Here is a 26,208-nt window from a genome sequence, read left to right on the forward strand (position 1 = left end):
GGCCTTTCCCTGGTGGTGCGTCGGTGTGGGGGGTCCCGTGGGGCGCGGCTGCCGCCCCACGGGACCGGTCGTCACTTGACGGCCGCGAGCAGCGGCTCGATCTCGTCGATGGCGTACGGGATCGACAGGACGGTGTTGAAGGAGAACGCGGCGCCGATGTCCGGGTCCTGGTAGGGCACGAAGAGGTCGCGCTCGTCCTGGTGGACCTTGAGCTTCTTGTAGAGCGGCTCGGCCTTGATGCGGTCGTTGGCCGCAGTGCTGGAGGTGACCCAGACGAGGCGGTCGACGTCGAGGACGTTCAGCTTCTCCGCGCCGAGTTCGGCGGCGTTCCACCCGGGTTTGGCGAGTGCGTCGATCTCCGGCTTCAGCGTGAAGCCGAGTTCGGTGAAGAAGATGGCCTTGGGGTCGGTGGCGGTGAACGCGGAGTACTTGCCGGCCTCGAAGCTGTCGGCGACGGCCAGGGTCTTCCCGGTGAACTCGGGGTGCTTGTCCCGGACGGCCTTGAAGCGGGCGCCGATGTCCGTGATCAGCTTCTCGGTCTCGGCGTCCTTGCCGAGGGCCTTGCCGATCTGCCGGGTCATGACCTGCCAGGGCGCGCCGTAGTCGGGGTGGTCCTCGGGCTGGGCGACGACCTTGGTGAACCGGGAGAGGGTGTCGTACTGCTCCTTCTTCATCCCCGAGTACTGGGCGATGACGAGGTCCGGCTTCAGCGCCGCGATCTTCTCGATGTTGTACTCGTCGCGCTCGCCGACGATCTCCGGCTTCGTGGCGCCCCACTTGTCCTTCGTCCACGGCCACTTGCCGTACGGCTGCTCCTTGAACCAGTCGACCGCGCCGACCGGCTTGACGCCGAGCGCGAGCACGGCGTCCTGGTCGGAGAGCCCGAGCGTGACGACCGTCCTCGGCTCCTTGTCGATCGTCGTGCTGCCGTACTTGTGCGTGACGGTGACCGGGAACGCGGCGGTCTTGCCCGCCCCGTCGGCCGGTGCGGGCGCGGTGGTCGGTGAGGACGGATCGCTCTTCTCCGTACCGCCACCGCAGGCGGCGAGGGTGAGCGCCGCCACCGCGACGACGGCCAGCCGGGGGGCGGATCTGGCGAACCGCGCCAGTGCGGGACGTGTTCCAGTGGACACGGACGTTCCTTTCACGGGGATTCCCGGTGCGTGCCAGGCCGACCGGGGCACGGCGAAGCCGCCCGGCGGGGGCATGACGGTGTGGCGTGGGGGGTGGTGCTTGAGGGTGGTGCTTGGGGGTGCTTGAGCGGTGGCGCCGGCGGGCGCGCGCGGGCGCGGGGCGCCGGAAGTGCCGCTAGCGGGCGGTGCCGACCTCGTCGGCGACGGGCCGGACCTCGTCGGAGTCGGAAGCGGACGCCTGAGCCGGGACCGGGGCCTGAATCGGGGCCGGGCGGTGGTCGAGGACCGAGTCGAGGATCTCGCCGACCCTGACGGCGGTGTTGGAGAGCAGCGAGGACGTGATGCCGTGGGTGTGCTCGGTGCCGCCCTGGAGGTAGATGCCGCAGCGCAGGCGGGGGTCGGTGGCGAGGCGGTAGTCGCGCTCGACGAGGAGGCGGCCCTGCGCGTCGCGCCGGCAGCGGTCGGCGACGTCGCCGAGGAGGGCAACGGGGTCGGCCGGGCTGTATCCGGTGGCGAGGACGACCACGTCGGCGTCGAGGACGGTCTCCTCGCCGCTGACCAGGGAGGTGACGGTGGCGCGGACGCGGTCGGGGCCGTCCTCGACGCCGGTGAGCCGGGAGATGTTGAGGAAGCGGAGGCGCTCGGTGCCGAGGACCTTCTCCTGGTACGACTGGCGGTAGAGGTCGTCGATGAGGTCGATGTCCACCACGGAGTAGTTGGTGTTCCCGTGGTAGTCCATCAGTTTGCGCTTGATGTCGTCGGGTGCCGTGAAGTACTCGTCGACCGCGTCCGGGTCGAAGATGCGGTTGGCGAAGCTGCTGTCGTCGGCGGGGCTGTAGCCGTAGCGGGAGAAGACGGCGCAGACCTCGGCGCCGGGGAAGCGGCGGTGCAGGTAGGCGACGTTCTCGGCGGCGCTCTGTCCGGCGCCCACGACGACGAACCGCTCGGGGGCGGTGCCCTCCAGGGTGTCGACCTTGGCGAGCAGGTCGGAGTTGTGCCAGACGCGGTCGCTCCGTTCGATGCCTTCGGGCAGGCGGGGGCGCAGTCCGGTGCCGAGGACGAGGTTGCGGGCGCGGTGGACGACGAGTTCGGCGCCGGAGCGGGCGGTGACCTCCAGGTACTCCACCACGTCGTCCTGGACGACGGGGCGGACGGCGATGATCTCGTGGCCGTAGGAGACCATGTCGTCGACCTTCGCGGCGGCCCACTCGAAATAGTCGTGGAACTCCACGCGGAGCGGGAACAGGTTCTTGTGGTTGACGAAGTCGACGAGCCGGCCCTTGCTCTGCAGGTAGCAGAGGAAGCTGTACTCGCTGGCGGGATTCCGCAGCGTCACCAGGTCCTTGAGGAAGGACACCTGCATGGTGGCGTCGTCGATCAGCATGCCGCGGTGCCAGCCGAAGCTGGCCTGCCGCTCGAAGAAGTGGGCGGTGACCGCCTCCTCCCTGCCGACGCGGGCGTTGTGCTCGCTGAGCGCCAACGCCATGGCCACATTGGAGGGCCCGAAGCCGATGCCAATGAGGTCGTGGACCAGAGGTGTGTCACCAGGAGGAACCTGCGACATGTCACTCCCATCGTGCGAGCCGTGTGGAGGGCGTGGGTGGGAACGGGACGTCGGGCGCACCGAGAAGGCACCTCGACCCGAACTTAGGTAAAGCTAACCTCATCTGACGGGAGCTGTCGACCGGGCCACAGAGGCAGAGTTCCGGCCAGGCGGCTTGAACTACCTTAAAAACGAGGCTAGTTGCCATGTTAGGTAAGCCTTGCTTTACTTGGCGCCGTTCCCACCCCCCTTCCGAGGAGGAAGCCCATGCGGGTCGTCATGTTCGGCTATCAGACCTGGGGCCATCGCACCCTCCGAGCGCTCCTGGACTCCGAACACGACGTCGTCATGGTCGTGACGCATCCCAGGAGCGAGCACGCCTACGAGAAGATCTGGAGCGACTCCGTCGCCGACCTGGCCGCGGAGCACGACGTCCCCGTCGTCATCCGCAACCGGCCCGACGACGAGGAGCTGTTCGCCCTCCTCGAGGAGGCCGATCCCGACATCATCGTGGCCAACAACTGGCGTACGTGGATCCCGCCGAGGATCTACACCCTGCCCCGCCACGGCACGCTCAACGTCCACGACTCGCTGCTGCCCAAGTACGCCGGCTTCTCGCCGCTGATCTGGGCCCTGATCAACGGCGAGACCGAAGTGGGCGTGACGGCCCACATGATGGACGAGGTGCTCGACGCCGGCGACATCGTCCAGCAGCGCACGGTCGCCGTCGGACCCACCGACACGGCGACCGACCTCTTCCACAAGACGGTCGACCTCATCGCCCCCGTCACCATCGGCGCCCTCGACCTGATCGCCTCCGGACGGACCGACTTCACCCCGCAGGACCGCTCGCAGGCCAGCTTCTTCCACAAGCGCGCCGAAGAGGACGTCCTCATCGACTGGAACTGGCCGGCAGAAGTCCTGGAACGCCTGGTCCGCGCCCAGTCGGCGCCGTATCCGCCCGCCTTCACCCACCACCGGGGCAAGCGCCTCGAAGTGCTCTCCGCCGTCGTCTCGACGGGCCGCTACGGAGGCACCCCCGGCCGCGTGTTCTACCGCGAGGGGGACGGCGTCGTGATCGTCGCCGGCGCCGACGCCCGCACCGGCCTCAACCACGGCCTGGCCCTCACCCGCGTGCGGACCGAGGACGGGCGCGAACTCCCCGCCACCGAGTACTTCACGTCCATGGGCGGCTACCTCACCGGCCGCCCCTGACCCCGAGGACCCTCACCATGCGTACCGCACGGCCCAGGCACTACCTCATGTGCCGGCCCACCCACTTCGACGTGGTCTACTCCATCAACCCCTGGATGGACCCGGCGAAGCCCGTCGACACCCCGCTGGCCATCGCCCAGTGGGAGAAGTTGCGCGAGGTCTACCTGAGCCTCGGCCACACCGTCGACACGATCGAACCCCTCCCCGGCCTCCCCGACATGGTCTTCGCCGCCAACGGCGCCACGGTCGTCGACGGGCGCGCCCTGGTGGCGCGCTTCCGCGACGCCGAGCGCATCGCCGAAGGCCCCGCCTACCACGACTGGCTGCGCGACCACGGCTTCCCCGACCTGCGGACCGCCGGGGTCGTCAACGAGGGCGAGGGCGACTACCTGCCGGCCGGCGAGTGGCTGCTGGCGGGCACCGGGTTCCGCAGCGACCCTCGTTCGCACGACGAGGCCCAGGAGTTCTTCGGGCGTCCCGTCATCGGCCTGACACTCGTCGACCCGAACTACTACCACCTGGACACCGCGCTCACGGTGCTCGACGAAACGACGATCGCCTACTACCCGGCGGCGTTCTCCCCGGGCAGTCTCGCCGTGCTGCGGCGGCTGTTCCCCGACGCCGTCATCGCCACCGAGCAGGACGCGGCCGTCTTCGGCCTCAACGCCACGTCCGACGGACTGAACGTGGTCCTGCCCCACAACGCCACGGCACTGACCGAGCAGCTGCGCGAGCGGGGTTTCCGCCCCGTCGGAGTGGACCTCTCGGAACTCCTCAAGGCCGGCGGCAGCGTCAAGTGCTGCACCCTGGAGCTGCGGACGGCCGCCTGAACCCGACGTGCCCCGGACAGTCCCGGGGCACGTCGCCGGGGTGTCTCCGACGCACCGGCCGGACCCCAAGGAAGAGTTGATGGAACAGCCGGTGATCACCGGTACGGCGCACGACCCGGCGGGCAACCGCTTCACCGTCGTCGGCATCTCGAACGTACCGACCGACTGGGCCCAGGTCTTCAGATCACTCGCCGCGTCCGACCTCGCGCTCGATGCGTTCCCGCCCCCGGAAGCGGTCGGGGCGCCGGAAGGGCGACGGACCCCGGAGGCGGTACGGCCGCCGGAAGGGGCAGGCGACCCGGAACCGGAAGGGGAACGGAACCCGAAGGAGGTACGGACGCCCGGGGCGGCACGGACGACTCCGCCGAGCGTCCTCGACCTCAACGCCTACCTGATGGCCGCCGTCGGCAAGGCCGCGCGCCGCAGGCTCACCGACACGCTCGCCGCCCACGGGTTACGCCTCTGGCACCTCACCGTCATGGCCCTGCTCGACGACCTCGGCCCGCAGATGAAGACGCTGCTCGCCGCCCGGCTCGACATCAACGCCAGCGACCTCGTGAAGGTCGTCAACGACCTCGTCCGCCTCGGCCACGTCGCCTGCGGCAGCGACCCCTCCGACCGGCGGCGCGTCGTGGTCCACCTCACCCCCGCGGGCCGGGCCTCCCTCGCCGCGCTCGGCGCGGAGATCGCCGCGGCCGACGACGACGTCCTCACGCCCCTCGACGCGGACGAACGCCTCCAACTGGCCGCCCTCCTCCGCCGCGTCCACCACCACCTGGAGGCCTGACGAACCGAACCGGAAGGATTCGGCAGGAGATACGACAACTATGGTGGAACCAGCGCGTTATGACGGTGAAACGGTGATCCTCCGGGCTACAGTCCCGTCTCAAGATCCCGTTCGCCACAACCCTCAAGGGGGCACTCCGCCATGGGCAAGACCGAAAGCGGCACGTACGAGGGATTCTCGGCCGAGGAGCGGGCCGCGATGAAGGACCACGCCAAGGAGCAGAAGACGGCCGCCCGCCGCAGCTCCCGCGCCGACAAGGCCGCCGAGGCCGAGCGGGACGTACTCGCCAAGATCGCCGAGATGCAGGACTCCGACCGCGTCCTCGCCGAGCGCGTCCACGCCGTCGTCACCTCCCACGCCCCCGTCCTCGCACCCAAGCTCTGGTACGGCATGCCCTCCTACGCCCTGGACGGCAAGGTCGTCTGCTTCTTCCAGAGCGCCGAGAAGTTCAAGGCCCGCTACGCCACCCTCGGCTTCAGCGACCAGGCCAAGCTCGACGACGGCACCATGTGGGCCGCCGGCTTCGCCCTCACCGAAGTCACCCCCGACGTCGAGAAGCGCATCGGCGCCCTCGTGAAGCAGGCGGTGGGCTGACCCTCGCCGGCGGACGGCTCAGGCGGGTGCCCGGACCGCGGTCCCCCGCGGCTCACCGCGACGCCCGCCCGGGCGGTCCATCGGCAGGTGGTACAGCGCGAACGCCCTGCCGATGACGGGCTGCGCGACGTTGCGCACGCGCACCCCGCCCGCCGTCATGCCGTGCTCGACGCCCAGGTGGGCGTGGCCGTGCACCGCGAGATCGGCGCCGGCCCCGTCGATCGCCTCCGCAAGGAGATAGCTCCCCAGGAACGGGTAGATCTCCACCGGCTCCCCCGCCAGCGTGTCGGGCACCGGAGCGAAGTGGGTGAGGGCGATCCTCGCCCCGCAGTCACCGGCCGACAGACCGCTCAGGGCCCGGTGCAGACCCTCGGCGCCCCGGCGCGTGGTGCGGACGAACTCCTTCATCTCGCGTTCGCCGAACTCCCCGGCGCTGCGGCCGGCGAACCCGCCGCAGAAACCCTTCACGCCCGCGACACCCACCTTCCCCCCGTCCACCGGCAGGATCACGCTGTCGCCCTCCAGGACGGTGATCCCGGCGTCGACGAGGACCCGCGTGACGTCCGCTTCGCACTCCGCGTGGTAGTCGTGGTTGCCCAGGACGGCGACCACCGGCACTCCGAGGTCGCGGACCTCCCCCGCCACCACCTCGGCCTCGGGCACCGTGCCGTGCCGGGTGAGGTCGCCGGCGAGCAGCAGGACGTCCGCGCAGAGCGGCAGCGTCTCGAACGACGGGCGCAGCAACCCCCGGCAGTCGGCGCCGAGATGGACGTCCCCCACGGCGGCGATCCGCACCGTCGCTCCGCTCCGTTCCCCGTGCGCGGTCACGTCAGCTCCTCGGACCGGTCGGGCGGATCGGCGCAGGCGACCAGCAGGTCGTGCCGGACCGGAATGCCGTCCAGCTCCGCGACCGCGATCCGCACGATCTCGTCACGGTGGCCCGCGGTCGGCACGGTCCCCGTCAGCAGCACGGCCGCGCCCCGCACCTCGACCCGCACCCCGAGCTCGGCCACCTCCCCGCGCGCCAGCCGATCCCTGAACCGGGCGATCCGGTATTCGCTCTCGTGGGCGGTCATCGTGTCCCTCCGTCCGTCCGTACGACCTCCGGAACCCGCGCCCCCTCCGGCGTCCGCCCGGTCGGCGCCGGGTCCGTCCCGTACGAGCTGCCGGACACGCGCATGATCGTTCCTCTCGGCGGTCGTCCCGGCGGGCGTCTACCCTGAACCGCCGCCCGCAGTCCCCCTGCCGGCCTCTGGCACGGGGCCCGGGGAGGCGGCCGGGGCCCGGGGAGGCGGCCGGGGCCCGGGGAGGCACAGCCGGGCCGCCGCCGGTCATCCGACCGGTTCCTCCGGTGCGGCCGGGACTGAGGCGAAGGGGCTGCTGGACAGGTGGGCGAGCAGGTCGGCCGGGTCGTCGTAGACGGCGTCCGCGCCCGCTCCGGTCAGGTCGGCGCGCGGGATGCCGCCGCACAGCACGCCGGCGCGGACCACGCCGGCGCGGCGCGCGGCCTTCATGTCCCAGACGCTGTCCCCGACGAACACGGCCCGGTCGGAGCCGGTGCCGACGAGCGAGAGGGCGTGCTCGATCGGGTCGGGTGCCGGCTTGCCCCGCTCGACGTCGTCGGCGGTCGCGGTGGCCGTGACCGCGTCGTCGGCGTCGATCGCCCGGCGCAGGGCGGCCAGTTCCCGGTCCTTGGCCGAGGTCACCAGAACGATGCGCCAGCCGTCGTTCGCGAGGGCGCGCAGGAGGTCGGCGGCCCGGTCGAAGGGCTGGAGCCGTTCGAAGAAGGTGCCGTAGAGCGTGTCGTGGGCGGCGCCGAGCCGGTCGTCCTGGGCACGGTCGCGGTCGCCGTCGAGCAGGTGGTCGAGGAGCTGTTCCCCCGGCAGCCCGATCGCCCGGTGCACGGCGTGGGTGGGGACGTGGTGGCCGCCTTGCCGGAGGGCCTCCCACCAGGCCACCACGTGCAGGTGGTTGGAGTCGACGAGGGTCCCGTCGATGTCGAAGAGCGCGGCGCGGGTCATGCCGGACCTCCCTGGAGGTCGCGGAGGGCGGGCAGCAGGTCCTTCTCCGCCCAGTGGAGGAAGGGGAGTTGACGGTCGCCGCCGATCTGGAGCAGGGCGACCTCGGTGAACCCGGCCTCGGCGAAGGGCCGGACCGCGTCGACGACCGCGCCGACGTCGTCCCCGCACGGGATGCTCTTCGCCACGTCCTCCGGGCGCGTGTGCTCGGACGCCTGCGCGAAGCCGGCCGGCAGCGGCAGTTCGGCATTGAGCCGCCAGCCGCCGAGCGCCCACCGGAACTGCTCGTGCGCGCGGGCCACGGCGACTTCCCGGTCGGGGTCGTAGCAGACGGGCAGCTGACCGACGCGCGGCTTCCCCGCGCCGCCCTGGGCGTCGAAGGCGTCCACCAGCTCCCGTTTCGGCTCCGTCGCGATCAGCAGGTCGCCGTGACGCCCGGCGAGCGCGCACGAGCGCGGGCCCGACACCGCGATGCCGACGGGCGGCGGGACGCCCGGGACGTCCCACAGACGGGCGTCCGCGACCTGGAAGTACCGGCCGTTCCGGGTCACGTACGCGCCGGTGAAGAGGGCACGGATGATCTCGACGGCCTCGTCCAGCATGGCCAGTCTCACCCGCGCCGAGGGCCAGCCCGCGCCCACGACGTGCTCGTTCAGGTTCTCGCCCGAGCCCAGGCCGAGCCGGAACCGGCCCTCGGACAGCAGTTGGACGGTCGCGGCCTTCTGCGCGACCACCACGGGGTGGTAGCGGAAGGTCGGGCAGGTCACGAAGCTCATCAGCGGAATCCCGGAGGTCGCCTGCGCCGCCGCCCCGAGCACGCTCCAGGCGTACGGGGCGTGCCCCTGCGCTTCCAGCCACGGAAAGGAGTGGTCCGAGACCACGGAGAAGTCGAACCCCACCCGCTCCGCCTCGACCACGTGCTCCACCAGCTCACGCGGGCCTGCCTGCTCGGTCATCATCGTGTACCCGATGCGCATCATGCCCGGCGACTTGCCGCGACACGGGGTCCTGAAACGGGCTCCCTCGCCGCTCGGCTCCTTCGGCCCCGACGCCGTCGGCGAGGAAGGCGTCCCGGCGTACGGGCCGCTTCCCTCGCCGGCCGTAGGGGGTTCGAGTGCCCACGGGTCGGCGATGCGGTCCACGGACGCGGTCACCTCCCGGCCGTAGGCCGCGCGGCGGGTGTGCCCCGGACCGCCGCCCGGGGCGGTGGTCCGCCCGGGGCGGTGGTCAGCGGTCGTACGGACGCCAGGGGGCCTGCGCGGGAAGCGCCGCACACCCGGGTGGCCGGAACCGGAGCCGTGGGAGCACTGCGCCGGTCAGCGCAGGCCCGGGTCGCCGGGGCCGGGCGGGAGCGGCCAGGACTCCGCGCCGGGGGACCTGCGCGTCCGGTCGGGGTCTCCCATCGAGCCGGGGTCCTGCCTCGTCGGGCCGGGTCCCCCGGACATCGGGCCGCCGGGCATCGGGCCGCCGGGCTCGTCCGCCATCGGGCCGGGTTCCCCGCCCATCGGCACCCCACCGGAGGTGGGCACGTCGGCGTCCTCCGGGCGGATGCGTCCGCGCCAGCCGCCGGTGGCGTGCCCGTGTTCCTCGATGAAGCCCTTGAACCGCTTGAGGTCGCCCTTGACGCGCCGGTCCAGCATGCCGAGGGCGTCGGCGGTCTTCTCCGCCATGCCGTCGGGCTCCACGTCCATGGCCAGCCGCACGCGGGTGTGGTCGGCGTCCAGGGACTGGAAGCTGACGACGCCCTTCTGCCGCACTCCGTCGCCCATGCTGCGCCAGGCGATCCGCTCGTCGGGGAGCTGGTCGACGATCTCGGTGTCGAACTCGCGCCGAACGCCGGCGACCTTGGTCTGCCAGTGGCAGTGGCGGTCGTCGAGCTGCCGGACGTCCTCGACGCCCTCCATGAAGCGCGGGAAATCCTCGAACTGCGTCCACTGGTCGTACGCGCTCCGCACCGGGACGTCCACGTCGATCACCTGTTCGACCCTGCTCATGTCCTTACCTCCTCCGTGTCGTCACGCTCTCTGCGGGCTCCTTCCGCGCGTACCCGGCGACACGGGGCTCATTCACGGCCGGAGGCACGGGGGCCGTGTCGCCCGCCCCGCGCGGAGCGAGGCGCCCGGCTGAGGGGCGCCTCGCGATCGGTCCGCCCGCCCCGTCAGTGGGCGGCCGCCCGAATTCGGCGTGCTGCGTCCGCAGCGCGAAGTCCGTTTCCCCCCGCGGGGGTTCGCCGAGGAACCTGCGGCGCGCCTCGGCCCGTGCCTCCCGCATCAGCGTCCGGAACTCCTCGTCGCCGAGTCCGCTCCGGTCGCCTGCCGTCGGCGTTCCCTCGAATCTCCGGGCCTCCTCACGGTCGCGCCCTCCACGGGGCGGCTACCCGCCGCGGCGCCGAACGGGCGGTGATGCGGCGTTGTTTTCCCACCCGTCTCGGAAATCGGCACGCGGAACACCGCCGGGCGGTCAGCCGCGCCTACCGGAGGAATGGTCGAGTCTGCCGGTGACGGAGGGAGTTCGGCCGCCCTGGGGAGCGGGCGAGGATCTCGCGCGGGCGGGGGCGCCGTAGTCGGGCGGCACCGGCCGTCGCCCGGTTCCCGGACGGAGCCGAGGAGCCCCGCCCGGAACCCGGCGCGCGGTCGTGCTCCGAGGCGGGGGCGCCCGACCGCGGGGGCTCGGGGTGGACACGGGGGTGGAACGGCATGAGGGCGCCAGGGGCGGGTAGCCGCGTGCCGAGGCGAGGAGTGCGCGATGAAAATCCTGACGATGGGCGTCGAGGAAGAGTTCGTGCTGGTGGACCGCATGACACGGGCGCCCGTGAACCGGGCGCCGGAGGTGATCCGGCGGGCCTCGCGCGAGCTCGGTGGGCAGGTGCAGGCCGAGCTCTTCACCGCGCAGATCGAGATCTGCACCGAGCCCACCGCCAGCCGGAGCGACCTGCGGGACGAACTCTTCCGGCTGCGCGGAGTGGTGGGGAAGGCGGCGCGGCAGGAGCGTTGCATGCCCGTCGCGTGCGGCACTCCCGTACTGCCTCCGGAGGATCCGCTGACGGTGACCGACACCGACCGGTACCGGCTGATGGCCCGGCGCTTCGCTCCGCTGGTGACCCGGAGGGACGGGACGGCCCGTGACGGCGGGCTGGTGTGCGGATGCCACGTGCACGTGGGGACTCTGGACCGGGAGCGGGCGCTCGCCCTGGCGCAGCACCTGCGGCCGTGGCTGCCGGTCCTGCAGGCCCTGGCCGGGAACTCGCCGTTCGCCGGCCGCCGTGACACGGGGTACCAGAGCTGGCGCTCCGTGGAGCACGCGCGGTGGCCGACCGTCGGTCCGACGCCGGTCCTCGACGAGACGCAGTACCTCGCCCACGTCTCACGGCTCGTCGAGGAGGGCACGCTGCTCGACAACCGCATGGTGTACTGGCACGCCCGGCCTTCGGAGCACGTGCCGACCCTCGAGGTGAGGGTGGCGGACGCCAACGCGGACCTCGACACGGTGGTCCTGCTCGCGATCCTGGTCCGGGGACTCGCCACGACCCTGCTGCCGCGCGTCGACGCCTCGGTCCCGCCACCCCGGATCCCCGGGGCGAGCCTGCTCCGCGCCCACCGGCTCGCCGCCGCCCAGGGGCTCTCCGGGACGGGTCTCGACCCGGTGGACGGCCGGGAGCGGCCCGCCGTGGCCCTCCTGGACGGTCTCATCGACTTCTCCGCGCGGGGGCTCGAAGCCACCGGCGACCTGGCGTGGGTCCGCGACCAGTGGGAACGGATCGGTGCGAACGGCGGCGGTGCGGCACGTCAGCGTGCCGTCTTCCGCCGGCACGGCCGCCTCAGCGCGGTCGTGGACGCGCTCGCCGCGGCGACGGCGGGGCGCTGATCAGTGTGGGTACCGCCCAGGCCGAGCGACCGGCCGTCCGCGGCGGAGCGGCCCTTCCGCCGCACGCGTACGCCCCGCGGGTGTGGCGGTTGCCCGGCGTCTACGCGCCCCAGGGCGACACCGGGCTCCTGATGGGGCAGCTGGGGCGCGAGGAACTGGGCCCGGGAACCCGCTCCCTCGACCTGTGCACGGGCACCGGCGTCCTCGCCGTCATGGCTGCGCTGCGGGGCGCGCGGGCGACCGCCGTGGACGTGTCGCTCGCCGCGGTCGCCAGCGCGCGGCTGAACGCGCTGCTGCACGGCTGCCGGATCCGCGCGCTCCGCGGCGACCTCGACCTTCCGGTGCGCCACGAACGCTTCGACCTGATCACCGTGAACCCGCCGTACGTGCCGAGCGAGCACGCCGAGGCGCCGTCCGGCGGCCCGCGCAGGAGCTGGGACGCGGGGCCGGACGGGCGGCTGCTCCTCGACCGCGTCTGCGCCCGGGCGCCCCGTCTCCTGACGTGCTCCGGGGTCCTGCTCCTCGTCCAGTCGTCGCTCTCCGGCATCGCCGGCACCCTGGACGCGCTCGGGCGCGGCGGGCTGCGGGCGCGTGTCGCCGAGCGCGTCACGCAGCCGTTCGGGCCGGTGATGTCGGCCCGGGCGGACTGGTTCGCGGCCCGGGGACTGGTGGCTCCGGGCACGCGGACCGAGGACCTGGTGGTCATCCGGGCCGTCCGGCCGTGATTGGGGGCCGGAGAGCGGGGCACTCGCGCGATGTGCGCGGCAGTCGGAACCGATCGGTGGTGTGTGATGTCTGCTTCCCCGGGCGGGAACGCCCCTCGGGCCGGGACGCGTGAACCGGCCGGCCCCGAGACACCGCAAGGGCTCCGAGCGGGCGCGGCCGGCCCTCGCTCCTCCGGGCCCCGCGCGACGCCTCCCCGTGTCCAGCCGCTCCTCGAAGGGCCGCTCCTCGTCGAGGGGCCCGCGGAGATCGTCATGCCGGACGGGTCGGTGCTCCGTTGCGAACGGCCCGTGATCGCGCTCTGCACCTGCCGGCGGACCCTGCGGGCGCCGTTCTGCGACACGAGCCACCGCCCGCGCCTGCGGCGGAGCGTCCGCTCCAGGGCCGCCGCCGAGCCCCCGGTGCGGCCGGAGCCGGCCGCACCGGGAGGCGCCGGCGGGCCGGCCGGGGAGGTCGAGCCGTCATGACCCTCGCCCCTCCGCCCGTCACGACGACGCCCGCGACGCCCGCGGTCCCCGAAGCCCGCGGCACCGTGTCCGACGCGGTGCGGAACCGGCTGCTCGGCCTCCCGGGACAGCAGCCCCGGGAGGCGGAGATCGCGCGCTGCTCCCCGTACGGCGAGGATCTGCACCTCGCCCTGCACCTCCTCTACGAGCTGCACTACCAGGGCTTCACCGGCGTCCCCGACACCCTCGAATGGGACCCCGACCTGCTGAGGGCCCGGGCCCTCCTGGAGCACCGCTTCGAGAGCACCCTGCGGCACGACTGCCGGGACGCGCCTCCGGTGGACGAGGCACTGGCCGCACTGCTCATGGAGCCGGTCGACGGGACCGGGGTGTCCCGTTTCCTCCTCTCCGCGGGAGAGGCGTGGCCGCTGCGCGAGTACGCGGCGCTGCGCTCCGTGCACCAGCTCAGGGAGGCCGATCCGCACCTGTGGGTCGTCCCCCGGCTGCGGGGCCGCGCCAAGGCGGCGATGGTCACCGTCGAGTTCGACGAGTACGGCTGCGGCCGGGCCGAGCGGATGCACTCGCGGCTCTACGCGGACCTGATGGCCGACCTGGACCTCGACCCCGCGTACGGACGCTACGTCGACGCGGCCGGCGCCGAGGCGCTGGCGGCCTCGAACCTGATGTCCCTCTTCGGCCTGCACCGCAGGCTGCGCGGGGCCCTCGTCGGGCACTTCGCCGTCCTGGAGACGACCTCGCCGCCCGCCGCCGCCCGCCTCGCCGAGGCGATGCGCCGGACAGGGGCGGGCCCCGCCGCAGCGCGGTACTACGACGAGCACGTGGAGGCCGACGCCGTGCACGAGCAGCTGGTGCGCCGCGAGGTCGTCGGCGGCCTCCTCGACGACGAACCCGGCCTCGCCCCCGACGTCGCCTTCGGCATCGCCGCGACCTGCCTCGTCGAGGACCGGCTCGCCCGCCAGGTGACGGACGCCTGGTCCCGGGGCGAGACCGCGCTGCGGACACCGTCCGACGGCCGCGCTCCCCTGCCGACGCCGGCCGGAGAGGCCCGCCGAGGGTCCGGTCGGACACGGAATGACGAGGGGCGTGCGGGGTAGACGCAGGGCCGCCCCGAAGGGGCGTCGTGACCGGCGACGAGGACAGGAGCAGGCCATGAACCTCATGGAGGGCCCGGCCCCCTACCACGCGACGGACGGAGCGGCACGCTCGCCGCACACGCGTCCGGCCCACGCGTCCGCCGACCGTCCGATGCCGGAGCCGAAGTCGGAGCCGGAGCCGGAGCCGGCGGAGGCTCCCGGAGGCGGGCCAGGGAGTGCGGGGGAACGCGCGGAACGCACCGCGCGGGTCCTGCCACCGGACCACACCCAGGCGATCCTGGAGACGACGAAGGAGGTCGGCGCCGTGCTCAAGGCGTCCGGCTGCCCGTTCGCCCTGGTCGGCAGCGTCGCCGCGTACGCGCACGGCATTCCCGTCCGGCTCCAGCACGACACGGACTTCGCCGTGCGCCGGGAGGACGCCGAGCTCGTCATCCGGTCGCTGCGCGAGCGCGGGATCCGCATCGTCGAACCGCCCGAGGACTGGCTCGTCAAGGCACGTGCGGGCGGCGAGGAGATCGACCTGATCTTCGCGCTCGCCGGCCGGCCCGTGACGACCGAACTCCTCGCCCGTGCCACGACGATGCCGGTCGACTCCGTCCACATGCCGGTGCTCGCCCCGACCGACATCATGGTCTCCCGGCTGCTCGCGCTCTCCGAGCACCACTGCGACTTCGGCGCCCTGCTGCCGGTGGCGCGCGGCCTGCGCGAGCGGGTCGACTGGCCACGGGTCCGCCGCGACACCGCCGACGCGCCGATGGCCGTCGCCTTCCTCTACCTGCTCGAACTGATGGACGTACTGGCCCCGGGCGACGCCTCCGTGCGGTGACCCGGACGACCGCGCGTGGGCGCGGGCCCTCGGCGGTGTCCGCCGAGGGCCCGTACGGCTTCGCTCAGGAGGTACGTCGCCTCAGTTCGTCGGGGGCCTTCGCGGCGTGTTCACGCGCCTTCTCGGCGACCTCGCGGACCTTCCCCTTCATCTGGTCGCCCTTGCCCTCGGCCTCCATCCGCTCGTTGCCCGTGGCCTTGCCCACGGTCTCCTTGACCTTGCCCTTGCCCTTCTCCATGTCGCTCTTGCGCATCAGTGGGTTCCTTTCTCGTCGGCCGGGGTCCGGCCCCGGGCGAGGGTTCGGACGACGGCGGACGCGAAGGCGTCGAGGTCGCCCGGCTTGCGGGAGGTGATCAGGGGGTGGCGGCCGGAGGTGTCGACGACGACTTCGCGGTCCACCCAGGTGCCGCCCGCGTTCTCGAGGTCGGAGCGGAGCGACGGGTACGACGTGAGTTCGCGTCCCCGGGCGAGGCCGGTCTCCACCAGGAGCCAGGGTCCGTGGCAGATCGCGGCGACCGGTTTGCCGGCCTCGGCGAAGGCGGCGAGGAGGCGTCGGGCCTCGTCGTCGGTGCGCAGCCGGTCGGCGTTCACCGTGCCGCCCGGCACGATCGCGGCGTCGAACTCGTCGGCCGACGCCTTCGCCAAGGTGGTGTCCGGCCGGACGACGGCACCGGGCCGGCGGTCCGAGACCACGGTCCGGATCTCCGCGTCCTTCTGTGCCGCGACCGTGACGCGCGCACCGGCCTCGCGCAGGACGGCGACCGGTTTCCGCAGCTCGTCCTGCTCCGTTCCGTAGTTCGTCGTGAGGACGAGGACGGCCTTTCCGCCGAGCGTCGCCTCGGAATGCACTTCGGAGTGCGCTTCGGGCGCTGCGTCAGGCAGCTTTCCTTCGGGTTCTCCGTCCGGCTTTCCGTCCGGCTTTCCGTCGGGCTTTCCTTCGGGCTTTCCGTCGGGCTTTCCGTCGGGCTTTCCGTCGGGCGACACGGTGGATTCCTCTCCGGCGTCAGGCCCCCCGCCACTCTTGCGCCTCACCCCGCAGGCGTCGCTCAAACGTCCCGGGGCGTCTTGCCGGTCGCCGTGCATGTTTCCGGGAAGAGGGGGCAGGCGCGGACGTACCGAGTGCCCTCGTGCCGAGGACGACGACCGGCAGGCCTCGGTGGCATCGGAGGTGCCCGCCATGGTTGCCCTTCTTCTCGTACTCCTTCTGATCCTGGTGCTGTTCGGCGCGGGGTTCGCCCTAGAGGTGCTCTGGTACGTCGCCATCGCCGTACTCGTGCTGTGGCTGCTCGGTTTCCTGATGCGGAGCGGCGACGGACGCTGGTACCGCTGGTGAGTCGGGTTCCCACCCGGACACGACGTGAGCGCCCCGGAGTTGATCCGGGGCGCTCGGTCGTGTGGTGGCGCGGAGATGGGCGGTGGTGCGGACCGGCGACGGGTCACTCCGTCCGCCGGGAGCGCTCGGCCCATCGGCGCGACCAGCGGACGACGCGGGTCAGGAGGACGATCAGGGTCACGACCCAGGTGGCGGCGAACAGCCAGATGAGCAGCGGGGCTTCGGTGGCGACGGCGAGGACGAGCAGGGCGAGGGTCAGCGCTCCGAGGGCGGCGAGCCCGAGGGTGGGGAACCGGTGGCCACCGGAGAGCGGGGGGAGGCGCAGCCGGGGGCCGCGCCGCATCGTGCGCAGGTTGCGGGCGAGCGGCTCGTCGCGGTCGAGCTGCTCCTCGATCTCCGCCAGAGCGCGTTGCTCACGCGCCGAGAGTCGGGCGTCGTCCATCGCGGACACCTCCTCCCGATCCCGGTCTCCTCGGCGAGGGGCCCGGCATCGTCGGCCGACGCGACAAGCGTCGCATCTCTTCGAGTTCCCCGCGAAACCGTGTTGAATCTACTGATAGCGGGCATCATCCCTCCAGACGCTCGACCGACGGACCCCCGCCGCTCCTTCCGAGGCAGCGGCGCAGGCCCACCGCCACCGTCGAAGGAGCCTTCATGTCCACCGCCGGAGCACATACCGTCACCTCCCCCGACCGCTCGCCGGAACCCGTGGGCGGCGCTGGGGCGGCGACGCGCCGAGCGGCACTGGACGGGATCCCCGAACCGGTCCGTCCGAGCACCTTCTCGACGGGCGACGCGCGGACCCTGTCCGTCGCCCTCTTCGTGCGCCTGAGGGCGCTGGAGGAGGGGACGCCGGAGTACGCGTACGTGCGCAACACGCTGGTGGAGCTGAACCTCAGCCTGGTGAAGTTCGCGGCCCGCCGGTTCAGGAACCGCGCCGAGCCGACCGAGGACATCGTCCAGGTGGGCACGATCGGCCTGATCAAGGCGATCGACCGGTTCGACCCCGACCGCGCGGTCGACTTCTCCGCGTTCGCGCTCCCGACGATCGTCGGTGAGCTGAAGCGCTTCTTCCGCGACACCAGCTGGGCCGTCCGGGTGCCGCGCCGACTCCAGGAGATGCGGATCGACCTCGCGAAGGCCGCCGACGCGCTGGAACAGGGGCTGGGCCGCCGCCCCAGCCGGGCGGAACTGGCGGCACGGCTGCACGTGACGGAGGCGGAGGTCGCGGAGGGCCAGCTGGCGGCCCACGGCTACGCCGCCCGCTCCCTGGACACCCCGGCGGGCGACGACGACGCGACGTCCGGGACGAGCGCGCGGCACCTGGCCGGCTCCGAGCCGTCCTACGAGCTGATCGAGTCGCTGACGTCGCTGCGACCGCTGCTCGCCCGGCTCGACGACCGCGACCGGCGCATCCTCGAACTGCGCTTCGGGGAGGAACTCACGCAGGCGGAGATAGGCCGCCGGGTCGGCCTCTCCCAGATGCACGTCTCGCGCCTGCTCACCCGGATCCTCGGCGAGCTCAGGCAGGGCCTGCTCCAGGACGGCGCCACGGAGGCCGGGACGGACGGCTGACCTCCAGCCACACCACCTTGCCGACGCGTCCCGGCCCCTTGTCCTCGGTGCCCCAGTCGCCGGCGAGCCGGTCGAGCACCATGAGACCGTGCCCGCCGGGAAGACCGGGCGATCGGGGGGCCTGGGCGCGCGGATGCTCGGGGCTGGCGTCGGCCACCTCGACCCGGAGCCGCCCGTGCGCGTGGCGCAGCACCAGCTCCTCCGGGCCGCCGGCGTGCAGGCAGGCGTTCGTGACGACCTCCGACACCATGAGCAGGACGTCCTCCACCCGCCGCTCCGCCTCCTCGCCCTCGGGTGGGATCCACCCCCAGTCGGCGAGCGCCTCGGCGGTGAAGTCGCGGCAGCGGGCCACCACGCCCCGGGTCCCGTTCAGTATCAGTCTCCGCACCTGCCCCTGGGGAACCTCAGCCGTCCGTGTCATGACTTCCACCGCTTCCGTGGCCGCCTCCGGACAGCGCCTCGGCCATGCTTCCGTACACGCGGAACACGCCACGGGCGCCGGTGATCTCGAACATCCGGTCGACCGGCGGGCGCAGCCCGGCGAGGTCCACCCTCCCCCCGGCTTCCAGGACCCTGAGCCGAGCCCTGAGCAGCGTGTTCAGCCCGGACGAGTCGCAGAACCGCAGACCGGAGCAGTCGACGAGGATCCTCCCGGTCGGCGGACACTCCTCCACCGCCTCCCACAGCGGCCGGACGGTGTCGCGGTCGAGCTCGCCCACGAGCACCAGCACGACGGTGCCCGCCTCCGGCACGGGCCGGACGGAGACGCCGAAGCGGTCGGGCCCCGGCCCGGTGTCCCGGTCCACCAGCTCTTCGTCCCGCATGACCTCGCCACCCTCCTCACGGTTTTCGCCCTTTTTACACCTTTTCCCGGAGGGGTGGATTCGATGCGTCCCGGCCGCCGGACGGGGCGCCGCGGAGCGTGCTCGGACCGGGAAGGACCGAGTGCGAGGCGGGAGGCGAGGGGGCGGGGGCGGGGCGCATACCCACGCCGGGGGTGGGCAGTGGCCCACCGACAGGCAAGAGCCCCCAGGAACGAGCCATGTGCGCGCGATCTCATCCTTCCGCGTCTTCCGGTCACCCCCCGCCACCGGGGCGGCTGGCCGTGAAGCGCCGTCGCGATGCGGAGCCCGGCACCGTGGTCCTCCTCCTGAGCGGGGAGCTCGACCACGACACCGCCGCGCCGCTGCGCAACGCCCTGGAGGAGAACCCCGGGGGCGGACGCCTCGTCGTCGACTGCGCGGGGCTGCTGTTCTGCGACTCCACCGGACTGAACCTGCTGCTGAGGGCCCGGCTGCGGCACCTGGCCGAGGGCGGGCGCGTGGACCTCGCCGCCCTGCGCCCTCCGGTGGCCCGGATGTTCGAGATCACCGGCGCGCGGCAGGTCTTCCGGGTGTACGAGGACGCCGACGTCGCCCTGCGTGATCGACGGTCGTCCGTGTAGCGGCTCGCGGGCCGAGGAAGGCGCAGCCCATGACCCATCGGCAGGTACGGCCCGCACCCTCCGCGAGCCGCCGCTTCGAGCTGGCGGAAGGCGACGGTACGGTTCGGGCGTGCCGTGAGCACACCCGGCGTGCGCTGAGCGAGTGGTTCGGGCCGGCGGGCGCGACCGGTCGGGTCGCCGTCGACGACGCCCTGCTGCTGGTGTCCGAGGTCGTCACGAACGCGTTCACCCACGGCGGCGTCCCGTACGAACTGTGCCTGGACCGGACCGACGGACGGCTGTGGGTGCAGGTCAGCGACACGAGCCCGGTACGGCCCCGGCCGCACGGCCCGCACCGGGCGGGCCGCTCCTCGGGGCACGGGCTGTACCTCCTGGAGCGGCTCTCGGCCGCGTGGGGCTGGCTCCCCCGCGGCGGGGGCAAGGCGGTCTGGTTCGAGGTGGTGGGGGTGCCCCGGGCCCGGGGGGACCCCCCCCCCACACTGGGGGGGGGGGGCGGGGGCCCCCCGGGGCCCCCCCCGACCGCCCGGACCACGCCGGGCCGGGGGGGGGGGGGGGGGGGGGGGGGGGGGCCCCCCCCCGCCCCGGGGGGGGGGGCCCGGCGGGCGGGGGGGGGGGGGGGGGGGGGGGGGGGGGGGGGGGGGCGCCCCCCGGGGGGGGGGGGGGGGGGGGGGGGGGGGGGGGGGGGCGGGGGGGGGGGGGCCCGCGCCCCCCCCCCCCGACCTACAGTGGAGGGGTGACGCGGGACCCCGCGGTGCACCCGGCATCCGGCGCGTACCGCGTCGCCCGGTGCGAGGTCCTCCATGACACAGCGCAGACGACCCCCCGGCGCGGGGCAGCCGCACGGGGAGCCGGACGAGAACGGCCTGCGCAGGCTGCTCGCCGGGCTCACGGCCGTACGCGACGGGGACCTGTCGGTCCGGCTCCCCGAGGCCGGCGGCGGCATCCACGGCGAGATCGCCGACGTCTACAACGACATGGTCGGGCAGCTCTCCCTGGTCACCTCGGAGGTCACCCGGGTCGCCGGCGAGGTCGGCGGCCAGGGGCTGCTCGGCGGCCGGATCCGCGAGCCCGGGGCGCGGGGGGTGTGGCGGGAGCTGACGTCCGGCGTGAACACGATGGCCGACAACCTCACGTCCCAGGTGCGGTCCATCGCCCAGGTCGCCACGGCGGTCGCCCTCGGGGACCTCACGCGCAAGATCAGGGTGGACGCGCGCGGCGAGATCCTGGAGCTGAAGGAGACCATCAACACCATGGTCGACCGGCTCTCGTCCTTCGCCGAGGAGGTCACCCGGGTGGCCCGGGAGGTGGGCACGGAGGGCAAACTCGGCGGCCAGGCCACCGTCCACGGGGTCTCCGGCACGTGGAAGGACCTCACCGACAAAGTCAACTCGATGGCCGACAACCTCACCAACCAGGTGCGCAACATCGCCCAGGTCACCACCGCCGTCGCCCAGGGCGACCTGACCAGCCGGATCGACGTCTCCGCCCGCGGCGAGATCCTCGAACTCAAGACCACCATCAACACGATGGTCGACCAGCTGTCGTCGTTCGCCGCCGAGGTCACCCGCGTCGCGCGCGAGGTCGGCACCGAGGGCAAACTCGGCGGCCAGGCCGAGGTCGAGGGCGTCTCCGGCACCTGGAAACGGCTCACCGAGAACGTCAACGAACTCGCCGGGAACCTGACCCGCCAGGTCCGCGCCATCGCCGAGGTCACCAGTGCCGTCGCCGAGGGCGACCTGACCCGCTCCATCACGGTCGACGCTCCCGGAGAGGTCAGGGACCTGCGCGACAACATCAACTCGATGGTCGAGTCGCTGCGGGCGACCACCCGGGCCAACGAGGAGCAGGACTGGCTCCAGACCAACCTCGCCCGGATCACCGGTCTCCTGCAGGGCACCCGCGGCCTGCCCGAGATCGCCGAACTGATCATGGCCGAGGTGCCGCCACTGGTCGCCGCCCAGTACGGCGCGTTCTTCCTCGCCGGCGACGGCGAGCGGGGCACCGAGCTCGTCATGACCGCCGCCTACGGGTCCCCCGACGCCCCGGACGCGCCACCGCGCCGCTTCCTCCTCGGCCAGTCCCTGGTCGGGCAGGCCGCCCGCGACCGGCGCGCCCTCATCGTCGAGCAGCTGCCCGCCGGCTACGCCACCATCGCCTCGGGGACGGGTTCCGGCGAGCCGAGCACCCTGCTCGTCCTGCCGATCGTCGTCGAGGAACAGGTCCTCGGAGCCCTGGAGTTCGCCTCGCTCCGCCCCTTCACCGACGTGCGGCGCGAGTTCCTCGACCGGTTCGTGGACAGCACGGGAGCCGTCCTCAGCTCACTCGTCGCCAACCTCCGCACGGACGAACTCCTCGGCCAGTACCGACGGCTCGCCGACGAACTCCGCTCCCGCTCCAAGGAGTTGCAGACCCGACAGCAGGAGCTCCAGCGCTCCAACGCCGAACTGCAGGAGAAGGCGGCCCTCCTCGCCCAGCGCAACAAGGACATCGAGTCCAAGAACCTCGTCATCGAGCAGGCGCGCCAGGAACTGGAGGAGCGGGCCCGGCAGCTGTCCCGCACCTCCCTGTACAAGTCCGAGTTCCTCGCCAACATGAGCCACGAGCTGCGCACCCCGCTCAACAGCCTGCTGATCCTGGCCCGGCTGCTCGCCCAGAACGGCGAGGGGAACCTGACGGAGAAGCAGATCGACTACGCCGAGGTCATCCACTCCGCCGGGTCCGACCTGCTCCAGCTGATCAACGACATCCTCGACCTGTCCAAGGTCGAGGCGGGGAAGATGGACATCAGGCACGAGCCCTTCCCGCTCCGCCAGCTCACGGAGTACCTGGAGGCGACCTTCGGGCCGGTCGCCGACGAGCGGCGGCTCGCGTACACGGTCACCGTCGCCGACGACGTGCCCGCAGAGCTGAACAGCGACGAGTCGCGCATCCGCCAGATCCTGCGCAACCTCCTCTCGAACGCGCTGAAGTTCACCGACGAGGGCCGGGTCGCGCTCACCGTCGAGCACGCGTCCCCCGACGAGACGCCGCCCATGCTCCTCGGCGGTCCGCCCGTCCTCGCCTTCCGCATCACCGACACCGGCATCGGCATCCCCGCCGGACAGCTCCGGCACGTCTTCGAGGCGTTCCAGCAGGGCGACGGCACCGCCGCCCGCCGCTACGGCGGTACGGGGCTGGGGCTCTCCATCAGCCGCGAGGTGGCCGGGCTCCTCGGCGGCACCATCGAGGCGACGAGCAGCCCCGGCCACGGCAGCACCTTCACGTTCTACCTGCCCACGTCCCGCTCCCTGCCCGGGACACGGCCTTCCCCGGGCGGGACGGCCCCCGGTGCGGCGGCGCACCCGGAAGCCGACGCGGACACCGAACCGGCGGCCGACCCGGACGCCGAACGCACAGCTGACTCCGGATCCGAAGCGGGATCAGCGCCCGGCTCCGACGCCGGTACGCCCCGGACCGCCGGGCACACCACCCTGCTCGTCGTCGACGACGACGCCCGCAACGTCTTCGCCCTCACCGAGGTCCTCGAAGGGCACGGACTGCGCGTCCTCACGGCCGACAGCGGCCGCGCGGGCCTGGACGTGCTGGCGGCGCACGAGGAGGTCCGGCTCGTGCTGATGGACGTCATGATGGCGGGGATGGACGGCTACACCACGATCCAGGCCATCCGGAGGATGCCGGGCCGGGCGCGGCTGCCCGTCATCGTGGTGACCGCGAAGGCGATGCCGGGCGACCGCGCCGAGGCCCTGGCGGCGGGCGCCGACGACTACGTCTCCAAGCCCGTCGACGGGGAGGAGCTGACCGACAAGATCAGCGCCTGGCTGACGGGCTGACACGAGCGCGAGGGACACGAGGGCACGCTTCACGGCGGACGTGAGGACACGCTTCACGGCGGGCGGGAAGCACGCGCCCGCAGGAGTGGGGCGCGCGCCACCCCGCGGGCGTCACCCCTCGGGAGGCCCACCCCGCACGTGCACGGCGACGATGCTGGTGTCGTCGTCGGTGTCGCCCGTCGCCGCGCTGAGCAGTTCGTCGACGAGGTCGTCCGGTGCGCGGTCCGCGACGCGCTCCGCGTCGGCGGCGAGCAGGTCGAGGCCCTCGTCGAGACCGGCGTGGCGGCGCTCGACGAGCCCGTCGGTGTACAGGAGCAGCGTGTCGCCCGGGCGCAGCCCGACCCGCTGCTCCCGGTAGGCGTACCCGGGGACCGCACCGAGCAGGACGTCCCCGGGCGGGTCCAGGAACCGTGCGCGGCCCTCGCGGAGCAGCAGCATGGGCAGGTGGCCGGCGCTCGACCAGACGAGGCCGTGGTCCTCGGGGTCGTACAGCGCGCACACCGCCGTCGCCGTGGTGCCGCCGCCGGTGCGCAGGGTGACCTCGTTGAGCCAGCCCATGAGCCGGCGGGCGGAGTGGCCCGTGAAGGCGAGGCCGCGCTGGGCGTTGCGGAGGGCGACCATGCCGGTGACGGAGTCGATGCCGTGTCCCGCGATGTCGCCGACGGCGACGAGGATCCTGCCGGTGGGCAGCGCGAGGACGTCGTACCAGTCGCCGCCGACCCGGTACTCCTCCGCGGCGGGCCGGTACCGGGCGGCCACCACGAGGTCGCCGGGCAGTTCCTGGAGGCCGGGGACCTCGGGCACGATCGCCTGCTGGAGCTGGAGCGCGAGCTGGTGGCGCAGCTCCGCCTGGTCGTGCAGTGCGGTGAGGTGGTCGAAGGTCGCCGTCAGCGCGGCCTCGGTGCGGCGGCTGTCCGAGACGTCCTGGTACACACCGGCGAAGCCGGTGACCGTCCCCGCGTCGATCAGCGGTTCCGCCGCGACGCGCACGTGGCGCACGGTCCCGTCGGGAAGCACGATCCGCAGGACCGCATGGGCGCCGGCCTGCCGCTCGGTCAGTGTGGTCAGCAGCTCCGTGAAGGCGTCGGCGTCGTCCTGGTGGACGCGCTCGCGCAGGTCGGGCAGGGGAACCGGCACCTCGTTCCGGTCCATGCCGAGGATGCCGTACGCCTGCGGTGCCCACACGGTTCCGCCGCCGGTCAGGCTGTCCTGGAAGGGGGCCACGCTCTGCAGCCTGGCGACGGCCCGGGCCGTGGCGGGGCCGGGTGCGCCGACGGTGTGCCACAGCACCACGGCGTGGTCGTCGCCGGCGGGCAGGACGCGCACGTCGAGCAGCGGCGGGGCTTCGCCGGTGCGGGGCGCCGCGGGCAGTCGCGCGGCCCGCTGGACGCGCGTGGTGGCGAGGGCCCGCCGGGTCAGCCGGGCGAGTTCGGCGTGGACCGCGGGGAAGGCGCGGACGAGGGAGGAGCCGTACGCGGGGGCGGCGCCCCCGAGCGCGGTGACCGCGTCGTCGTTGAGGTGCTCCAGGGTTGCCGCCCCGGACGCCCCGCGGGTACGGAGGAGTGCCGCCGGATGCGCCAGGGAGTCGAGCACGTCGACGAGTACGGGCACGGTCGGCGGGCCGGGGTCGTCGCCGTCCAGTACGGTGCCCGCGACCTCCAGGAGTCCGGCGACGGCCCGCCGCGCCGCGCCGTCGAGTGTCGCCGGGCCCGGCCAGCCGACCAGCGCGACCCCGACGGTCCTGTCGCGCCGGGTCAGCGGCAGCAGCGCGCGGGCCGCATCCGGGGCGGGGCCCGGCAGCAGCGCGCGGGCCGCGTCCGGGGCGGGGCCCGGCAGCAGCGCTCCTTCGGCCGGTCCCTCCGCCAGCCAGACGGGCGCGTTGTCGGCGAGGACGGTCCGGAAGGGTTCCGGGGCCGCCGGGGGGATCCACTGCCAGGCGACGGCCTCGGCGGCGCTCACGCCCGCGTGCCCGGCGAGGCGCAGGCAGCCCGGTCCGGTGTGCCGCCACAGCCAGAGGCTGTCCGCGCCGAGCGAGGAGAGCCCGCCGTCCAGCAGGGTCCGCGCCGCCTCGCCCACGGTGTCGGCGGTCTCCGCCGCCGCCGCTGCTCGGCGCACCCACCGCTGCTCGGCGAGGCGCTCCCCGCCGTGGCCGCCGGTCCCGGGGAGGGCGGTGGCGGAGGGCCCGCCGTCCCCGGCCACCGCGTTCACGACGTCCGCCGCGATGTCCTCGACGGACAGGCCTGTCGCCCCGGCCAGCGACTCCAGGTACTCCGCCGCCTCGGCGGGCGGCAGCCGCATCTGGGCCGCGAGCACCCCGGTGGCGAGGTCGAGGAGGTGGCGCCGGGCGTGCCGGGTGCGCAGCCAGCGGTTCTCGGCGGTCAGCCCGGCGAATCCCGGGTCCACCAGGGCGCCGCGCGGCGCCCCCTGGTACCCCGCGGAACCGGTCACGACGGCCTCCGTCCCGCCATCGCGGGCGTTCGGGACGCGCCCGCGCTCCGGATCCCACGCGCGGGAGTCGCCCTCATCCGATTATCCCGGGAGGAAAGGGGCACGCGCCCGGTGCGGGCCGGACGTACCCGGACCGGAGAGGAGAGTGCCATGCCCCGCGGATCGAACGCCAAGCGCGAGCGCCAGTACGAGCACATCAAGGAGAGCGCCCTGGACCGCGGCGAGGGCGAGGAGCGGGCCGAGGAGATCGCGGCACGCACGGTGAACAAGGAACGGGCCCGGGCGGGCGAGTCGAGGACCGCGAGCAAGAGCTCGCTCCAGGACATGTCCTCCTCGCGCCGCGGCGGGAAGCGCTCGCACAGCGGCGCGGAGGGCCCGACGTACGACCAGCTCTACGCCGAGGCCCGGCGCCGCAACCTGCACGGCCGCTCCTCGATGAACAAGGCGGAGCTGAAGCGGTCCCTGGGCCACTGAGCGGGCCCAG

The 26,208-nt window shown here is 73.5% G+C and carries 27 protein-coding genes and 1 pseudogene; 15 read left to right on the forward strand and 13 right to left on the reverse strand.

The window, feature by feature from the left end; all coding sequences use genetic code 11:
* Nucleotides 1-71: 71 nt before the first annotated feature.
* Complete coding sequence (locus tag ACIQFX_RS21610) at nt 72-1,133, reverse strand: iron-siderophore ABC transporter substrate-binding protein (protein WP_402465694.1); 1,062 nt, start codon at nt 1,131-1,133, stop codon at nt 72-74.
* A gap of 175 nt (nt 1,134-1,308) precedes the next feature.
* On the reverse strand, nt 1,309-2,697 hold the full coding sequence (locus ACIQFX_RS21615; RefSeq protein ID WP_402465697.1) for a lysine N(6)-hydroxylase/L-ornithine N(5)-oxygenase family protein: 1,389 nt from the start codon (nt 2,695-2,697) through the stop codon (nt 1,309-1,311).
* A gap of 246 nt (nt 2,698-2,943) precedes the next feature.
* Between ACIQFX_RS21615 and ACIQFX_RS21620 the strand changes: the two genes are divergently transcribed.
* From ACIQFX_RS21620 to ACIQFX_RS21635, 4 genes are all read left to right on the forward strand, one after another.
* Entirely contained in the window at nt 2,944-3,891 is a 948-nt protein-coding gene (locus tag ACIQFX_RS21620) for a methionyl-tRNA formyltransferase (RefSeq protein ID WP_402465701.1), read from the forward strand.
* Nucleotides 3,892-3,908: 17 nt separating this feature from the next.
* A complete protein-coding gene (ddaH, locus tag ACIQFX_RS21625) occupies nt 3,909-4,721 on the forward strand; it encodes a dimethylargininase (protein WP_402465704.1) in 813 nt (270 codons plus the stop codon).
* 79 nt (nt 4,722-4,800) lie between these two features.
* The gene (locus ACIQFX_RS21630) at nt 4,801-5,508 is read left to right on the forward strand and encodes a winged helix DNA-binding protein (protein ID WP_402465707.1); all 708 of its coding nucleotides are present in this window, start codon (nt 4,801-4,803) and stop codon (nt 5,506-5,508) included.
* A 141-nt stretch (nt 5,509-5,649) separates the two neighbouring features.
* Nucleotides 5,650-6,102 (forward strand): iron chaperone, encoded by a 453-nt coding sequence (locus ACIQFX_RS21635; protein ID WP_402465710.1) that lies wholly within the window; start codon nt 5,650-5,652, stop codon nt 6,100-6,102.
* Between the two features lie 18 nt (nt 6,103-6,120).
* On the opposite strand, the gene ACIQFX_RS21640 is transcribed toward ACIQFX_RS21635, so the two are convergent.
* The 5 genes and pseudogenes from ACIQFX_RS21640 to ACIQFX_RS21660 all read right to left on the reverse strand — a co-directional run.
* Nucleotides 6,121-6,930 (reverse strand): metallophosphoesterase, encoded by an 810-nt coding sequence (locus ACIQFX_RS21640; protein WP_402465713.1) that lies wholly within the window; start codon nt 6,928-6,930, stop codon nt 6,121-6,123.
* A complete protein-coding gene (locus tag ACIQFX_RS21645) occupies nt 6,927-7,178 on the reverse strand; it encodes a BON domain-containing protein (protein WP_402465716.1) in 252 nt (83 codons plus the stop codon). The genes ACIQFX_RS21640 and ACIQFX_RS21645 overlap by 4 nt, the downstream gene beginning before the upstream one ends.
* A gap of 255 nt (nt 7,179-7,433) precedes the next feature.
* Nucleotides 7,434-8,123, reverse strand: a complete 690-nt coding sequence (locus tag ACIQFX_RS21650) for an HAD family hydrolase (protein WP_402465718.1) — start codon at nt 8,121-8,123, stop codon at nt 7,434-7,436.
* Nucleotides 8,120-9,100, reverse strand: a complete 981-nt coding sequence (locus tag ACIQFX_RS21655; protein ID WP_402466518.1) for a TIGR03557 family F420-dependent LLM class oxidoreductase — start codon at nt 9,098-9,100, stop codon at nt 8,120-8,122. Before ACIQFX_RS21655 ends, ACIQFX_RS21650 begins: the two co-directional genes overlap by 4 nt.
* Nucleotides 9,101-9,643: 543 nt before the next feature.
* Nucleotides 9,644-10,114 (reverse strand): annotated as a pseudogene (locus ACIQFX_RS21660) (SRPBCC family protein); the annotation flags it as partial.
* A 751-nt stretch (nt 10,115-10,865) separates the two neighbouring features.
* Between ACIQFX_RS21660 and ACIQFX_RS21665 the strand changes: the two are divergent.
* The 5 genes from ACIQFX_RS21665 to ACIQFX_RS21685 all read left to right on the forward strand — a co-directional run bounded on the left by ACIQFX_RS21665 (nt 10,866) and on the right by ACIQFX_RS21685 (nt 15,094).
* A complete protein-coding gene (locus tag ACIQFX_RS21665) occupies nt 10,866-11,984 on the forward strand; it encodes a glutamate--cysteine ligase (RefSeq protein ID WP_402465720.1) in 1,119 nt (372 codons plus the stop codon).
* An 80-nt stretch (nt 11,985-12,064) separates the two neighbouring features.
* The gene (locus ACIQFX_RS21670) at nt 12,065-12,709 is read left to right on the forward strand and encodes a HemK2/MTQ2 family protein methyltransferase (RefSeq protein ID WP_402466521.1); all 645 of its coding nucleotides are present in this window, start codon (nt 12,065-12,067) and stop codon (nt 12,707-12,709) included.
* 66 nt (nt 12,710-12,775) lie between these two features.
* Nucleotides 12,776-13,174, forward strand: coding sequence for a CDGSH iron-sulfur domain-containing protein (locus tag ACIQFX_RS21675; RefSeq protein ID WP_402465723.1), 399 nt, complete (start codon nt 12,776-12,778; stop codon nt 13,172-13,174).
* On the forward strand, nt 13,171-14,268 hold the full coding sequence (locus ACIQFX_RS21680) for an iron-containing redox enzyme family protein (RefSeq protein ID WP_402465726.1): 1,098 nt from the start codon (nt 13,171-13,173) through the stop codon (nt 14,266-14,268). The genes ACIQFX_RS21675 and ACIQFX_RS21680 overlap by 4 nt, the downstream gene beginning before the upstream one ends.
* Nucleotides 14,269-14,323: 55 nt before the next feature.
* A complete protein-coding gene (locus tag ACIQFX_RS21685) occupies nt 14,324-15,094 on the forward strand; it encodes a nucleotidyltransferase family protein (protein WP_402465729.1) in 771 nt (256 codons plus the stop codon).
* Between the two features lie 64 nt (nt 15,095-15,158).
* Here the strand turns inward: ACIQFX_RS21685 and ACIQFX_RS21690 are convergent, their stop codons facing one another.
* Together ACIQFX_RS21690 and ACIQFX_RS21695 are read right to left on the reverse strand one after the other, a co-directional pair.
* Nucleotides 15,159-15,347, reverse strand: a complete 189-nt coding sequence (locus ACIQFX_RS21690) for a CsbD family protein (protein ID WP_402465731.1) — start codon at nt 15,345-15,347, stop codon at nt 15,159-15,161.
* Entirely contained in the window at nt 15,347-15,976 is a 630-nt protein-coding gene (locus tag ACIQFX_RS21695; RefSeq protein ID WP_402466524.1) for a type 1 glutamine amidotransferase domain-containing protein, read from the reverse strand. Before ACIQFX_RS21695 ends, ACIQFX_RS21690 begins: the two co-directional genes overlap by 1 nt.
* A gap of 295 nt (nt 15,977-16,271) precedes the next feature.
* Here ACIQFX_RS21695 and ACIQFX_RS21700 point away from each other — a divergent pair, with 295 nt between their 5' ends.
* Entirely contained in the window at nt 16,272-16,427 is a 156-nt protein-coding gene (locus tag ACIQFX_RS21700; RefSeq protein ID WP_402465733.1) for a hydrophobic protein, read from the forward strand.
* Nucleotides 16,428-16,530: 103 nt separating this feature from the next.
* On the opposite strand, the gene ACIQFX_RS21705 is transcribed toward ACIQFX_RS21700, so the two are convergent.
* Nucleotides 16,531-16,869: a DUF3040 domain-containing protein gene (locus ACIQFX_RS21705; protein WP_402465737.1), complete on the reverse strand. Its 339-nt coding sequence runs from the start codon at nt 16,867-16,869 to the stop codon at nt 16,531-16,533.
* A gap of 212 nt (nt 16,870-17,081) precedes the next feature.
* Between ACIQFX_RS21705 and ACIQFX_RS21710 the strand changes: the two genes are divergently transcribed.
* Nucleotides 17,082-18,002 carry a SigB/SigF/SigG family RNA polymerase sigma factor gene (locus ACIQFX_RS21710; protein ID WP_402465740.1) on the forward strand — a complete coding sequence of 307 codons (921 nt, stop codon included), beginning with the start codon at nt 17,082-17,084 and terminating at the stop codon, nt 18,000-18,002.
* Here ACIQFX_RS21710 and ACIQFX_RS21715 read toward each other — a convergent pair.
* Both ACIQFX_RS21715 and ACIQFX_RS21720 read right to left on the reverse strand, forming a co-directional pair.
* Nucleotides 17,950-18,390, reverse strand: a complete 441-nt coding sequence (locus tag ACIQFX_RS21715; protein ID WP_402465742.1) for an ATP-binding protein — start codon at nt 18,388-18,390, stop codon at nt 17,950-17,952. The genes ACIQFX_RS21710 and ACIQFX_RS21715 overlap by 53 nt on opposite strands.
* A 16-nt stretch (nt 18,391-18,406) precedes the next feature.
* Nucleotides 18,407-18,826, reverse strand: coding sequence for an STAS domain-containing protein (locus ACIQFX_RS21720; RefSeq protein ID WP_402465745.1), 420 nt, complete (start codon nt 18,824-18,826; stop codon nt 18,407-18,409).
* Nucleotides 18,827-19,107: 281 nt separating this feature from the next.
* Between ACIQFX_RS21720 and ACIQFX_RS21725 the strand changes: the two genes are divergently transcribed.
* The 3 genes from ACIQFX_RS21725 (at nt 19,108) to ACIQFX_RS21735 (ending at nt 23,276) form a co-directional block, all read left to right on the forward strand.
* Complete coding sequence (locus ACIQFX_RS21725; protein ID WP_402465748.1) at nt 19,108-19,446, forward strand: STAS domain-containing protein; 339 nt, start codon at nt 19,108-19,110, stop codon at nt 19,444-19,446.
* Nucleotides 19,447-19,475: 29 nt separating this feature from the next.
* A complete protein-coding gene (locus ACIQFX_RS21730) occupies nt 19,476-20,183 on the forward strand; it encodes an ATP-binding protein (protein WP_402465750.1) in 708 nt (235 codons plus the stop codon).
* Nucleotides 20,184-20,246: 63 nt separating this feature from the next.
* On the forward strand, nt 20,247-23,276 hold the full coding sequence (locus tag ACIQFX_RS21735; RefSeq protein ID WP_402465753.1) for a HAMP domain-containing protein: 3,030 nt from the start codon (nt 20,247-20,249) through the stop codon (nt 23,274-23,276).
* Between the two features lie 111 nt (nt 23,277-23,387).
* Here ACIQFX_RS21735 and ACIQFX_RS21740 read toward each other — a convergent pair whose 3' ends face one another.
* Nucleotides 23,388-25,724 (reverse strand): SpoIIE family protein phosphatase, encoded by a 2,337-nt coding sequence (locus tag ACIQFX_RS21740; protein ID WP_402465755.1) that lies wholly within the window; start codon nt 25,722-25,724, stop codon nt 23,388-23,390.
* A 150-nt stretch (nt 25,725-25,874) separates the two neighbouring features.
* Here ACIQFX_RS21740 and ACIQFX_RS21745 point away from each other — a divergent pair, with 150 nt between their 5' ends.
* On the forward strand, nt 25,875-26,198 hold the full coding sequence (locus ACIQFX_RS21745) for a plasmid stabilization protein (protein WP_402465757.1): 324 nt from the start codon (nt 25,875-25,877) through the stop codon (nt 26,196-26,198).
* The last annotated feature ends 10 nt before the right edge of the window (nt 26,199-26,208 follow it).

The organism is Streptomyces sp. NPDC093089 (genome assembly GCF_044754405.1).
Taxonomy (GTDB): domain Bacteria; phylum Actinomycetota; class Actinomycetes; order Streptomycetales; family Streptomycetaceae; genus Streptomyces.